Origin of the sequence: Actinoplanes sp. NPDC048988 (genome assembly GCF_043197815.1) — a bacterium.
Taxonomy (GTDB): domain Bacteria; phylum Actinomycetota; class Actinomycetes; order Mycobacteriales; family Micromonosporaceae; genus Actinoplanes.
The window spans coordinates 1,069,638-1,082,056 of sequence record NZ_JBICTW010000001.1; the positions used below are offsets into that span (position 1 = coordinate 1,069,638).

Sequence of the window (12,419 nt, forward strand, 5' to 3'; positions counted from 1 at the left end):
CACGTCCGAGCCGTCTGGCAATCTCCGTCATGTGACTGTCTCGACGCTGGCCGTGGTGCTCCTCTGTCTGGCCGCCGGGGCCGCGATCGGCTGGTTCGCCGCGCGGCTGCGGGCGGCCGCCGACATCGCCCGGCTCGAGGCGACCGTGCAGGCCCGCGCCGACGGTGAGGAACGCCTGGAGCAGTCGATGCGCGCGCTGTCGTACGAGGCGACCGCCCAGTCGCAGGAGGCGGTGGCCCGGGCCGTGGCGCCGCTGCACGAGACCCTGCGCCGCTACGAGCAGCGGGTCGCCGAGCTGGAACGGGAGCGCGTCGACGCGTACGCCGAACTGCGCGAGCAGGTGCGCTCGATGAGCGAGGTCTCGGGCGAGCTCCGCACCGAGACGAAACAGCTGGTCGCGGCGCTGCGGACCCCGCAGGTGCGCGGCCGCTGGGGTGAGCATCAGCTCCGCCGCATCGTCGAGGCGGCCGGCCTGCTGGAACACTGCGACTTCGCCGAGCAGGTGACCGCCGCCACCGACAATTCGGGTGTCCGCCCGGACCTCGTGGTCCGCATGCACGGCGGCCGCACCGTCGTCGTCGACGCCAAGGCGCCGCTCGAGGCCTACCTTTCGGCCCTGGAGGCGCGCGACGAGCGCGGCCGCGACGCCCACCTCAACCAGCACGCCCGCCACCTGCGGGCCCACATCGACGCGCTCGCCGCGAAGGAGTACTGGACCGCCTTCGAGCAGTCCCCCGACTTCGTGGTGCTCTTCCTGCCGGCCGACCCGTTCCTCGACGTGGCCCTGCGGCACGACCCGACGCTGATGGAGCACGCCTTCCGGCGCAACGTCGTGCTGGCCACCCCGGCCACCCTGATCGCCATGCTGCGCACGGTCGCCTACTCGTGGCGGCAGGAGGCCCTGGCCCGCAACGCGGTGGCCGTGCACAGCCTGGCCCGTGAGCTGTACGGGCGGCTCGCCACCCTGGGCGACCACGTGGGCCGGGTCGGCACCGCGCTGGGTGGTGCCGTCACGGCGTACAACCGGGCAGTCGGGTCCTTGGAAGCACGCGTGCTGGTCAGCGCCCGCAAGCTCGCCGAGATGGGCGTCTCCGACGACGAGCTGGTCACGCCGCCGCAGATCGAGGTCGCCCCGAGGCAACCGCAGTCACCGGAGCTGATCGATTAGGCCTGGGCGGCCGCGGCTTTCATGTCCCGGCGGAGCTCCTGCGGCAGCGAGAACGTCAGGCGCTCCTCGGCCGTCGTGAACTCGGTGACCTCGCCGAAGCCGCGGGCCGCCAGGTGGGACAGAACCTCCATGACCAGGTCTTCCGGGACGCTGGCGCCGGAGGAGACGCCGACCGTGGTCGCGCCCTCGAGCCACTCGTCCTTGATCTCGGAGGCGTAGTCGACCAGGTGGCCGGCGCGGGCGCCCGCGTCCACCGCGACCTCGACGAGGCGTACCGAATTGGAGGAGTTCGTCGAGCCCACGACGATGACCACGTCGCACTCGGGGGCGATCTCCTTCACCACGTGCTGCCGGTTCTGGGTGGCGTAGCAGATGTCGTCGCTCGGGGGCGACTGGAGCAGCGGCAGGCGGGTCTTCAGCCGGGCGACCGTCTCCATCGTCTCGTCGACCGAGAGCGTGGTCTGCGAGAGCCACACGACCTTGGACGGGTCGCGGACGACGACCTGGTCGACCGAGTCGGGGCCGTCGACGAGCTGGATGTGCTCGGGAGCCTCGCCGGAGGTGCCGATGACCTCCTCGTGGCCCTCGTGGCCGATGAGCAGGATGTCGTAGTCCTCCGCGGCGAACCTTTTCGCCTCGTGGTGGACCTTGGTGACCAGCGGGCAGGTCGCGTCGATCGCCTTCAGGTTGCGGCTCTTGGCCTGCTCGTGCACCTCGGGGGCGACGCCGTGGGCCGAGAAGACGACGGTGGAGCCCTCGGGCACCTCCTCGTTCTCCTCCACGAAGATCGCGCCGGCCGCCTCGAGCGTGCTCACCACGTGCTTGTTGTGCACGATCTGCTTGCGCACGTAGACCGGGGCGCCGTACAGCTTCAGCGCCTCCTCGACGGTCTGCACCGCACGGTCGACGCCGGCGCAGTAGCCGCGCGGCTTGGCCAGCAACACACGCTTCCGGGGCTCAGTCACCCGGCCATGGTACGTGGATCCCTCTCGCGCATGCTTCTCTGCGATCCGTGCCACAGGCATACTCGTGCGGTGATCGTGCGGGAAGCAACCAAGGGCTTGTACTTCGCGGTGGGCGCGTTGTCGCTGGTGCTGGGCCTGACCTGGATCCTTCTCAATCTGCATTCGGCCAGTTACCGGCTGGATCTGCTGATCGGCGCCGTGCTCGCCGCGGGCGGTCTGGTGCTGCTCATGCCGCATCGTGTCCGCCTGCCCGGCCGCCTCACCGCGATCGTCATGGCCGTTTCCGCCGTGGCCGGGACGGCGGCCGGCCTGGCCGTCTCGAAGTCGCAGGTGTGCTGCGACGTGGCCTACCTGGTCGATCGCGGCTGGCCGTTCACCTGGGCCGGCCGCGGCGCCGTCGCGGACGATCAGGAGACCGCCGTCCGGCTCGCGTCGAGCGCGGACTGGACGGTCAGTTTCATCTCGCTCTTCGCGGATCTTCTGCTTTTCTCGTACGCCGGGTTGTTGCTCCTGGTGCTCTTCCTCGTGATCCGGCGGTCGAAAAGCGGACAACATCCGATTCGCCGGTAACTTCACCGTTTCGCCGGGATACTCGAATTCATGCCTGAGGCCCCGGTGGACGACCCCGGACTGCTGGCGGGAGCGGCGACCACACTGCGCTTGATCATCGGCTGGGCCTTCACCGCGCTCGCCCTGCTCAACCTCGCCATGGGAGTCGACTCGTTCACCTATGGGCTGTTCCACGCCGTACTTCTGCTCGCCGGCCTGACCCTGCTCGGCCTTCAGCGCGTCGGCTGCCGTCCGGGGCGGACCGCGTGGGTGGCCGGCGCGTCCGTCGCCGTGCTCGGCCTGGTCATCTCGACACTGCCCACAGTCAAGGTCAACTGCTGTTCTTCCCGGTACGGCGTCACGCACGGTTTCCCGTACACCGTGGTGGCCCGCGATCCCGGCGGCTGGCACGCCGACGGCGCCCGGATCGTCATCGACCTGCTCTTCTGGGCGCTCGCCGGCATGCTCGTGCTGGTCGTCGCCGGCCGTCTGAGGCCGGCGCCGGCCCGCTCCACGACCCGCCCCGCGACTCGTCCCGGCCCCGCCCGGCCCGCCGGCCGCACCTCGGCCGATCATGCCGAACAACGCGGGACGCGCACCGCGGACGACGAGAATGTCAGAGGGCTTCCGTAATCTGGCCGGGTGAGTGAGCCAGCAGGAGCCAAGAGCACCGCCGACGAGCCGTGGCCGGTCCGCGTCGTCAGCCAGAAGGTCGGGGCCTGGATCGCCAAGCTGGGCTGGGTGTGGGTCGACGGCCAGGTGGCCCAGATCAGCCGCCGCCCCGGCTCCAGCGTGGTCTTCCTGACCCTGCGCGACCCGTCGGCCGACCTGAGCCTCACCGTCACCGCCCATCGCGACGTGCTCGACGCCGGTGCGCCCGAGCTGGCCGAGGGCGCCCGCGTCACGCTGCACGCCAAGCCGGAGTTCTACCCCGCGCGGGGCACGCTCAGCCTGCGCGCCGACGAGATCCGCCAGGTCGGCCTGGGCGAGCTGCTGGCCCGGCTCGACCGGCTCAAGAAACTGCTGGCGGCCGAGGGCCTGTTCGCCCGCGAGCGCAAGCGCCGCCTGCCGTTCCTGCCCCGCAAGATCGGCCTGATCACCGGCCGGGCCAGCGCCGCCGAGCGCGACGTCCTGATGAACACGCGCCGCCGCTGGCCGGCCGTCGAGTTCTTCACGATCAACGTGCCGGTTCAGGGCCCCACCGCGGTGCCGCAGATCATCGACGCGCTCAAGGTGCTCGACAACGACGAGTCGGTCGACGTCATCGTGATCGCCCGTGGCGGTGGCAGCGTCGAAGACCTGCTGCCGTTCTCCGACGAGGCGTTGTGCCGGGCCGTCTTCGGCGCCCGGACGCCGGTGGTCAGCGCGATCGGCCACGAGACCGACGCGCCGCTGCTCGATTATGTGGCCGACCTGCGCGCCTCGACGCCCACCGACGCGGCCAAGCGCATCGTGCCCGACCTGGCCGAGGAGCGACAGCTGATCGACGTGGCCCGCCGCCGCCTGGAACGGGCCGTGCTCACCCTGGTCGACCGCGAGAGCCACCGCCTCGAGTCGTGGCGCTCGCGCCCGTCGCTGGCCCGGCCCGAGCTGCTGGTCGACCAGCGCGCGGCTGACGTGACCGCGCTGCGCGAGCGGGCCGTGCGCAGCCTCGAACACCGGGTGCGCCGCGCCGACGACGACCTGCGGCACACGCTGGCCCGGCTGCGCGCGCTGTCACCGGCGGCGACGCTGCAGCGCGGCTACGCGATCGTGCAGCGCGCCGACGGCCACGTGGTCCGCGCGGCCGGCGAGGTCGAGACCGACGATCTGGTGAGGGTGCGGCTCGCCGAGGGCGAGTTGCGAGCAGTCGTAAAGGAGCAAGAGTGAGCGACGACAAGCTGAGCTACGAGCAGGCGCGGACCGAGCTGGCCACCGTGGTGGAACGGCTGGAACAGGGCGGCAGCTCCCTGGAGGAGTCGCTGGCCCTGTGGGAGCGCGGCGAGAAACTGGCCGACATCTGCCAGCGCTGGCTCGACGGCGCCCGCGAGCGCATCGAGGCCGCCCGCGCCGCCCGCGCCGAGAACTGACCCGGGGTCAGCGCAGGGACTCGGCGAGGTGTTCGAGGGTGTCGGTGTCGCTCTTGCCGATGACGATGACCGTGCGGGTCTGGTCGGCCAGGACCAGGGCCTTCTCGCCGGGGCGAGCGTCGTACAGGCGCCAGACGCCGGCGTCCGTGCGGAACTCGCCGGCGGGCTTGGCCTGCTTGGTGAGCTCGGTGGGGAGCAGGGTCGCCGACGGCACGCTGCTCTCGACGAGCTGGACGGCGTCCTTGTCGGGGTCGACGTAACCGATCCGCAGGGTGGCGCCCGCGTCCTGGCGGCGGAAGGTCGCGGCTGACACGTGCCAGTCGTCGCCGAGGCCGGTCGGCTGAAGCACCGGGAAGATGTTCGCGCGCTGCGCCTCCTGAAGCGCGGGCGCGGGGTCGACAGTGATCGGCGCGTCGCCGTTCAGCACGGTCCGGTAGAAGATCAGCAGCAGCGCGATCGGCACGAGCAGAACCAGCAACGACATCGCCATGTCCTTCGGCGACCGCACCTGCCCCCGCTCGAGCCGCGCCGGCGCCTCGGCCGCGGGTGTGGGGGCGGGCTCGGGCTCGGGCGCTGGGGTGGGCTTCGCCTGAGGGGCGGAAGGGGCGGAGGTGTCCGGTGCGGCTGGTTCCACTCACCCATTGTTAACCATGTCGCTGGCGCGGGACTTTGCACATCCGCACATGTGAGGATCTGGTTACTCACCAACCCCGCAGAGTCGCGAGGAGGCGCCCATGCCAGCACGGGTCCCGCAGGATCTCGACCGCAACATCGCCCTCGATCTGGTTCGAGTCACCGAGGCGGCGGCGATGGCAGCCGGCCGCTGGGTCGGGCGCGGCGACAAGAACGGCGGTGACGGCGCGGCCGTCGACGCGATGCGCAAGCTGATCAACTCGATTCAGATGCGCGGCACGGTGGTGATCGGCGAGGGCGAGAAGGACGAGGCGCCCATGCTCTACAACGGGGAACGGGTCGGCGACGGCACCGGGCCCGAGGTGGACGTGGCGGTGGACCCGATCGACGGCACCACGCTGATGAGCAAGGGCATGCCCGGCGCCGTGGCCGTTCTGGCGGTGGCCGAGCGCGGCGCCATGTTCGATCCGAGCGCCGTCTTCTACATGGACAAGATCGCTGTCGGGCCGGACTGCGCCGACGTCGTCGACATCAACGCCGGCACCGCCGAGAACCTGCGGCGGATCGCCAAGGCCAAGCGGTCGAGCATTTCCGACGTGACCGTCTGCATCCTCGACCGCCCACGGCACGCGAAGCTGGTCGAGGAGGTGCGCCAGGCCGGGGCGAACATCAAGTTCATCTCCGACGGCGACATCGCCGGGGCCATCTCGGCCGCGCGGGCCGAGTCCGACGTGGATGTGCTGATGGGCATCGGCGGCACCCCGGAGGGCATCACCGCCGCCTGTGCCATCAAGTGCCTGGGCGGCATGATCCAGGCCAAGCTGTGGCCGCACGACGACGCCGAGCGGGAGAAGGCGATCGCCGCCGGGCACGACCTCGACCGGGTGCTGACCACCGACGACCTGGTCACCGGCGACAACTGCTTCTTCGTGGCCACCGGCGTGACCAGCGGCGACCTGCTCAAGGGCGTGCGGTACCGCTCCGGTGGCGCGCACACCCAGTCGATCGTCATGCGTTCCAAGAGCGGCACCATCCGGGTCATCGACTCGTACCACCGCCTGGAGAAACTGGCCCTGTACTCGGCCATCGACTTCGACGGTCACCTGCCGACCGTCCCGCTGGGTGACGGCGAGCCGGTCATCTAACTCTCGCCGAAGGTGAGGCCCGCTATTTGTTGGCGGGCCTTGCCCCTCCCTGGAACCATTGACCAATGAGTTACGGGGCAGACACGACCCGCGCGGAGGCCGAGGCCAAGTTCGGCACGAACGAGTTCTACGCGTCCCTCGGGCGCGCCTTCCTGACCATGTGCGCCGTCGTTCCCTTCCTCTTCCTCATCGAGGCGATCGACGTCGGCATCGGCTCCGGGCAGCTCGACGTGGCCGGCGGCATCATCCCGCACCGCATCGCCGGGCTCGACGGCGTGCTGTTCAGCCCGTTCCTGCACGCCGGGTGGGACCACCTCTACGGCAACGCCGTGCCGCTGATCCTGGTCGGCACGTTCGCCCTGGCCGGCGGCGTCCGGCGGTTCATCTGGTCGACCTTCGTGATCATGCTGGTGAGTGGCCTGGGTGTCTGGTTCGTGGGCGACCCGAACAGCGTGGTGGTCGGGGCGAGCGGCGTCATCTTCGGCTACCTGGGCCTGCTGCTGACCCGCGGCCTGGTCGAGCGGAGCTGGTGGAACCTCGGCGTGGCCGGGTTCATCGGCCTGCTGTACTGGTACCAGGTCTACAACATCCTGCCGACCGACCAGCCGGTCTCCTGGCAGGGTCACCTGCTGGGCCTGCTCGGCGGCGCGATCGCCGCGATCCTGTTCCGCCGCAAGCGGCCTAAGACGATCTCTTACTGAAGTTTCCGCAACGCCGCCATGATCGCGGGACGGAAGGTGGAGATCTGGGTGTAGACACCCGGATATCCGTCCCGCGCGCAGCCGAGCCCCCAGCTGACGATGCCCACCTGCACCCATTGGCCACGCCGATCCTGGTCGACCATCGGGCCGCCGCTGTCGCCCTGGCAGGTGTCCACCCGCCGGTCACCGGCGCACATCTGCTCGTCGCCGACGAGCGTCACCCCCGCTTTGAGGTACGCCTTGGCGCAGCTCGCGTCGGAGACCACGGGCACCGTGGCGTAGTGCAGCCGCCGCTCCTGCTTGACCGAGTCCTCGCGGGTCTGCCCCCACCCCATCACGGTGTAGCGGCCCTTCCCGATCGGCTCGGCCGAGATCGGCAGGACGGGCAGGTGCAACACGCGGTCCATCTGGACGACCGCCCAGTCGTCGCCGCGGGTCTCGTCCTTGAATCCGGCGGCGCGGATGACCGTGATGCTGCGGGCGGTCAGCGCGCGACGGGACTTGAGGTCGGACACGCCGGCGGTGACCTGGATCCGGTCGGTGTCGCCGGTGCCGTCGACGCAGTGGCCCGCGGTCAGCACGACCCGGGGCGCGACCAGGGTGCCGCCGCAGCCCATCGAGAGCCGCACCACCCAGGGGAACTTGCCCTGCGGCGCCACGGTGCCGCCGACCACCTCGCGAACCGGGCGGGGCTCTCCGCCGGCCTGAGCCGGTGAAGAGCCCGCGCCCAGCACCGCCGCGAGGACACCGATCATGACCAGCGAAGCGGCATTTCGGACCATCTGGACATTTGATCACAAGAAAACGGGCCGCGCGGTTAGCCGCGCGGCCCGTCAAAAAGCGTGTCTACTTAGTACCAGCCGGTGTCCTGCGAGTGCGACCAGGCGCCGCAAGGGGTGTCGTACCGGCCCTCGATGTAACCGAGGCCCCACTTGATCTGGGTCGCCGGGTTGCTCTTCCAGTCGTCACCCTCGGAGGCCATCTTGCTGCCGGGCAGTGACTGCGGGATGCCGTACGCGCCGGAACTGGGGTTGGTGGCCTTGTAGTTCCAGCCACTCTCCTTCTTCCACAGCTTGTCCAGGCACGGGAACTGGTCGATGCCGAAGCCGGCGGAGATCATCAGCGCACAGCCGGTCTTGCGGGCGCCCGAGTACTCGTTGCAGGAGGCCGGGATGTCTCCCGTGTACTCGGCAGGGCTGCCGCCGCTCTCCTTCGCGGACTCTTCGGCCTTCTTCTTGGCCTCGGCCGCCTTCTTGGCGGCCTCCTCGGCCTTTTTCTTGGCCTCGGCCGCCTTCTTCGCGGCGATCAGCTTCTGCTCGGTCGAGTGCGCCTGAGCGGCGGACACCTTGGCCGCCGCGGCGGCCTTCTCGGCGGCACCGGCCTCGGCCTGGCTGCGCTGCGCCCGGTCCGCGGCGTGCTCGGCCTGGCGCTGCTTCAGCAGCAGGGTGTCATCGACGTCCGCCTGCACGACAAGTTGCGCTCCGGCACTCGTCTGCTGGACTTCCCGGTCCTGTCCGAAATAGACACCTCCGGCGGCACCCGCGACAAGCAGGCCGACCGCGGTGACTCGTACTCCGACCCGGCTCCAGAGCCGATTCACGAAGGTTCCCTTCGTCGGGGGCAATGACACGGCACGCCCTCCACCAGGGGGAACGTGCCGTGAGCACCGCGACCACAGGGGCCGACATCTCGATCGCTGTCAATCGAGACGATGGCCCGAAGTCGATCTCCGACGACGATGGCCACGCATGGCGCTCGTCAGACACCATGGCGCAGCGTGAAGTAGATGTGAAACGTCAGAGCGGAGTTGTGACTTTGCTCACTACTATTTCGCGCTCAAAACGGGTGAAAGACTCCATAAACCGCGTCACTCCGAAGGGGACTCCGTTGTCACCTTACGGAGTGTAGCGATCACTTAGAGTGGAATCTCTTCGAGGAGATCGGTGACCACCTCGGCGATGGGCGAACGCTCCGATCGGGTCAGCGTCACGTGGGCGAAGATCGGGTGTCCCTTGAGGGCCTCGATCACCGCGGTGACGCCGTCGTGCCGGCCCACCCGCAGGTTGTCGCGCTGCGCCACGTCGTGGGTGAGCACCACCCGCGAACCCTGCCCGATGCGGGAGAGCACCGTCAGCAGCACGTTGCGCTCCAGCGACTGCGCCTCGTCGACGATCACGAAGGCGTCGTGCAGGCTCCGGCCGCGGATGTGGGTCAGCGGCAGCACCTCGAGCATGCCGCGGGCCATGACCTCCTCCACGACGTTCGCGTGCGCGACCGCGCCGAGCGTGTCGAAGACGGCCTGAGCCCAGGGCGACATCTTCTCGTTCTCGGTGCCGGGCAGGTAGCCGAGCTCCTGGCCGCCGACCGCGTAGAGCGGGCGGAACACGATGACCTTCTTGTGGCGGTTGCGTTCCATGGTGGCCTCGAGGCCGGCGCAGAGGGCCAGCGCCGACTTGCCGGTGCCGGCCCGGCCGCCGAGCGAGACGATGCCGATCGACTCGTCCAGCAGCAGATCGAGCGCCACCCGCTGCTCGGCCGAGCGGCCGCGGATGCCGAACGCCTCCCGGTCGCCGCGGACCAGCCGTACCGACTTGTCGGGGTTGACCCGGCCCAGCGCCGAACCGCGCGGTGAGTGGATCACGAGGCCGGTGTGGCAGGGCAGGCGCTCGGTCTCCTCGACCTCCAGCTCCGCACCGCTGTAGAGCGCGTTGACCTCCTCCTCGCCCAGCTTGAGGTCGGCCATGCCGGTCCAGGTGGGGTCGCTGGCCTGGCCGTGCCGGTACTCGTCGGCGGTGAGGCCGACCGAGGCCGCCTTGACCCGCAGCGGCATGTCCTTGCTGACGAGCGTGACCTCCCGCCCGTCGTGGGCCAGGCCCAGCGCCACGGAGAGGATGCGGGTGTCGTTGGAGTCGTTGCGGAAGCCCTGCGGCAGGACGCTCTGGTCGGCGTGGTTGAGCTCGACCCGCAGCGTGCCGCCCTCGTCGTTGCAGAGCACCGGCTCGTCGAGCCGGCCGAACTTGATCCGGAGCTCGTCCAGGAAACGCAGCGACTGGCGAGCGAACCAGCCCAACTCGGGATGGTGGCGCTTTCCCTCCAACTCGGAGATCACGACGAGGGGGATGACCACCTCGTGATCGGAGAACCGGCGGAACGCCGCCGGGTCGGACAGCAGGACCGAGGTGTCCAGAACGAAAACACGGCCCTCACGGGCCGGTTCCATGGTTCCGGAGACTTTGGCGGCCGAGTCACGTGAAGACTTAGCGACGTCGGCGTCAGATCGGCGTGATGTCACAGGCCTGCTCCAGCGGGCGTGCAACCCGGTACGCCCGCGGTCCGCCACCTCCGGCGCCCGATCTCATGCACGGGACGGATTGCAGGCCCCGTGGCGCACTTGTCGCAGGTCCGGGCCGGCCGGCTGGCTCGGGATGACCCCGTGCCATGACTCAAACGCTAGCGGTCATCAGGCGTACGCGGTAGTACGCAAAAACGGGTGACGTCCAACTCTCGGCTAATTTTGCGCGCATGAAACGTCACCCTCGGCGGGTAATCTGAGGCTCGTGGCACAGACTCCGCGTCCGACCCATCCGTTGAGCCTTTCAGACGTGGGCATCTCCGAGGCCTGGGCGTTCACCGCCGAGCACAGGCAGCGCACCACGTTCTTCTTCGACTTCGACGGCGTGCTCTCGCCGGTCACCGACGACCCGGACGCGTCGCAGCCGGTGCCGTCCGTGCTGGGCGTGCTCGAAAAGCTCGCCACCGTCGTGCAGCGGGTCGCCATCGTGTCGGCCCGCCCGGTCAGCTTCCTGCGGTCCCGGTTCTCCTCGCTCGAGGGCGTCGACCTCTACGGGCTGTACGGCCTCGAGGTGTGGCACGAGGGCGAGGTCGTCACCGAGCCGGCCGCGCTGCCCTGGGTGCCGGCGATGGCCGAGCTGGCCGAGCGGGCCAAGACCGAGCTGCCCGCCGACGTCCTGGTGGAGTACAAGCGCCTGTCAGTGGCCCTGCACTACCGCACGGCGCCGCAGCGGGCCGGCGACGTCGAGCGCTGGGGACACGAGCAGGCCGAGGCGAAGGGCCTGCGGATCCAGGCCGGCCGCATGGTGGTCGAGCTCAAGCCCCCGGTCGACCAGGACAAGGGCATGGTCATCACCGAGGGCGTCCGCGACGCGGGCTGCGCGTGGTATTTCGGTGACGACATGTCCGACATCAAGGCGTTCGACGCGCTGCGCGCCCGCGAGGCGGTCGACCCGTCGTTCTTCGGTGTCGCGGTGGCCGTGGCCAACCCCGAGACCGGGGCCGAGGTGTCCAGCGCGGCCGACCTGACCCTCGACTCCCCCGGCGCGGTGGCCGAGTTCCTCGCCGAGGGCCTCAAGCGCTTCTAGGGAGCTAGGCGCCGAAGCGGCGCTGCCGGTTGCCGTACGACCGCAGCGCCCGCAGGAAGTCGATCCGGCGGAAGTCGGGCCAGTTGGCGTCGTGGAAGTAGAACTCTGAGTGCGCCGACTGCCAGAGCAGGAAACCGGAGAGCCGCTGCTCGCCGCTGGTGCGGATGACCAGGTCGGGATCGGGCTGGCCACGGGTGTACAGGTGCTCGGCGATGTGGTCGACGTCGAGGATCTCGGCCATCTCCTCGATCGTGCGGCCGGCGGCGGCCTGCTCGTGCAGCAGCGAGCGCACCGCGTCCGCGATCTCGCGGCGGCCGCCGTACCCGACCGCCATGTTGACCTCGACTCCGATCGTGCGGTTGCGGGTCTTCTCCTGCGCCGCCTTGAGGATCGTGGCCGTGGAGGCGGGCAGGACGTCGAGGGCGCCGACGATGCGCAGCCGCCACGGGTTGCCGTCCTCGGCCAGCTCGCTGGCCAGATCTTCGATGATCCGCAGCAGGGGGTCGAGCTCGGCCGCCGGGCGGCGCAGGTTGTCGGTGGCCAGCAGGTAGAGCGTGACGTGTTTGATGCCGGCCTGGTCGCACCAGGTCAGCAGCTCCTTGACGCGGGCGGCGCCGACGCGGTGGCCGTCGTTGGGGTCGACGAACCCCATTTCGCGGGCCCAGCGACGGTTGCCGTCGCACATCACGCCGACGTGCTGGGGCACGGGTTTGCCGGCCAGCTTGCCGGCCAGCCGCCGTTCGTACACGCGGTAGAACGGAGTGGAGATCAGGGACCGCAGACTCATCGCATCAAACCCTAGCCCGCCCC

Annotated in this window: 14 protein-coding genes; 8 read left to right on the forward strand and 6 right to left on the reverse strand. The window is 70.0% G+C overall.

From position 1 onward, the window contains the following. Nucleotides 1-31: 31 nt before the first annotated feature. Entirely contained in the window at nucleotides 32-1,168 is a 1,137-nt protein-coding gene (gene rmuC / locus ACGFJ7_RS04730; RefSeq protein ID WP_360243361.1) for a DNA recombination protein RmuC, read from the forward strand. On the opposite strand, the gene ACGFJ7_RS04735 is transcribed toward rmuC, so the two are convergent. Then, complete coding sequence (locus tag ACGFJ7_RS04735; protein ID WP_360243364.1) at nucleotides 1,165-2,193, reverse strand: 4-hydroxy-3-methylbut-2-enyl diphosphate reductase; 1,029 nt, start codon at nucleotides 2,191-2,193, stop codon at nucleotides 1,165-1,167. The genes rmuC and ACGFJ7_RS04735 overlap by 4 nt on opposite strands. A 9-nt stretch (nucleotides 2,194-2,202) precedes the next feature. Between ACGFJ7_RS04735 and ACGFJ7_RS04740 the strand changes: the two genes are divergently transcribed. The 4 genes from ACGFJ7_RS04740 to ACGFJ7_RS04755 are packed head-to-tail and all read left to right on the forward strand — an operon-like array spanning nucleotide 2,203 to nucleotide 4,751. After that, entirely contained in the window at nucleotides 2,203-2,703 is a 501-nt protein-coding gene (locus tag ACGFJ7_RS04740) for a hypothetical protein (protein ID WP_360243367.1), read from the forward strand. A gap of 30 nt (nucleotides 2,704-2,733) precedes the next feature. Beyond that, a complete protein-coding gene (locus tag ACGFJ7_RS04745) occupies nucleotides 2,734-3,315 on the forward strand; it encodes a hypothetical protein (protein ID WP_360243370.1) in 582 nt (193 codons plus the stop codon). 9 nt (nucleotides 3,316-3,324) lie between these two features. Then, nucleotides 3,325-4,551, forward strand: coding sequence for an exodeoxyribonuclease VII large subunit (xseA, locus tag ACGFJ7_RS04750; protein WP_360243373.1), 1,227 nt, complete (start codon nucleotides 3,325-3,327; stop codon nucleotides 4,549-4,551). Next, the gene (locus ACGFJ7_RS04755; RefSeq protein ID WP_360243376.1) at nucleotides 4,548-4,751 is read left to right on the forward strand and encodes an exodeoxyribonuclease VII small subunit; all 204 of its coding nucleotides are present in this window, start codon (nucleotides 4,548-4,550) and stop codon (nucleotides 4,749-4,751) included. Before xseA ends, ACGFJ7_RS04755 begins: the two co-directional genes overlap by 4 nt. A gap of 7 nt (nucleotides 4,752-4,758) precedes the next feature. Here ACGFJ7_RS04755 and ACGFJ7_RS04760 read toward each other — a convergent pair whose 3' ends face one another. Next, the gene (locus tag ACGFJ7_RS04760) at nucleotides 4,759-5,259 is read right to left on the reverse strand and encodes a DUF4245 domain-containing protein (protein ID WP_360243655.1); all 501 of its coding nucleotides are present in this window, start codon (nucleotides 5,257-5,259) and stop codon (nucleotides 4,759-4,761) included. A 226-nt stretch (nucleotides 5,260-5,485) separates the two neighbouring features. Between ACGFJ7_RS04760 and glpX the strand changes: the two genes are divergently transcribed. Together glpX and ACGFJ7_RS04770 are read left to right on the forward strand one after the other, a co-directional pair. Continuing rightward, entirely contained in the window at nucleotides 5,486-6,529 is a 1,044-nt protein-coding gene (gene glpX, locus ACGFJ7_RS04765; protein ID WP_360243379.1) for a class II fructose-bisphosphatase, read from the forward strand. Nucleotides 6,530-6,594: 65 nt separating this feature from the next. Then, a complete protein-coding gene (locus ACGFJ7_RS04770) occupies nucleotides 6,595-7,230 on the forward strand; it encodes a rhomboid family intramembrane serine protease (protein WP_360243382.1) in 636 nt (211 codons plus the stop codon). Here ACGFJ7_RS04770 and ACGFJ7_RS04775 read toward each other — a convergent pair. From ACGFJ7_RS04775 to ACGFJ7_RS04785, 3 genes are all read right to left on the reverse strand, one after another. Beyond that, a complete protein-coding gene (locus ACGFJ7_RS04775; RefSeq protein ID WP_360243385.1) occupies nucleotides 7,224-8,012 on the reverse strand; it encodes a serine protease in 789 nt (262 codons plus the stop codon). The genes ACGFJ7_RS04770 and ACGFJ7_RS04775 overlap by 7 nt on opposite strands. A gap of 68 nt (nucleotides 8,013-8,080) precedes the next feature. Continuing rightward, nucleotides 8,081-8,830 (reverse strand): lytic transglycosylase domain-containing protein, encoded by a 750-nt coding sequence (locus ACGFJ7_RS04780; RefSeq protein ID WP_360243388.1) that lies wholly within the window; start codon nucleotides 8,828-8,830, stop codon nucleotides 8,081-8,083. Nucleotides 8,831-9,145: 315 nt separating this feature from the next. After that, nucleotides 9,146-10,522, reverse strand: a complete 1,377-nt coding sequence (locus ACGFJ7_RS04785) for a PhoH family protein (protein ID WP_392640921.1) — start codon at nucleotides 10,520-10,522, stop codon at nucleotides 9,146-9,148. Nucleotides 10,523-10,832: 310 nt separating this feature from the next. Here ACGFJ7_RS04785 and otsB point away from each other — a divergent pair, with 310 nt between their 5' ends. Further along, nucleotides 10,833-11,609 (forward strand): trehalose-phosphatase, encoded by a 777-nt coding sequence (gene otsB / locus ACGFJ7_RS04790; protein ID WP_360243394.1) that lies wholly within the window; start codon nucleotides 10,833-10,835, stop codon nucleotides 11,607-11,609. 4 nt (nucleotides 11,610-11,613) lie between these two features. On the opposite strand, the gene ACGFJ7_RS04795 is transcribed toward otsB, so the two are convergent. Beyond that, nucleotides 11,614-12,396, reverse strand: coding sequence for an isoprenyl transferase (locus ACGFJ7_RS04795; protein ID WP_360243397.1), 783 nt, complete (start codon nucleotides 12,394-12,396; stop codon nucleotides 11,614-11,616). Nucleotides 12,397-12,419 lie beyond the last annotated feature (23 nt).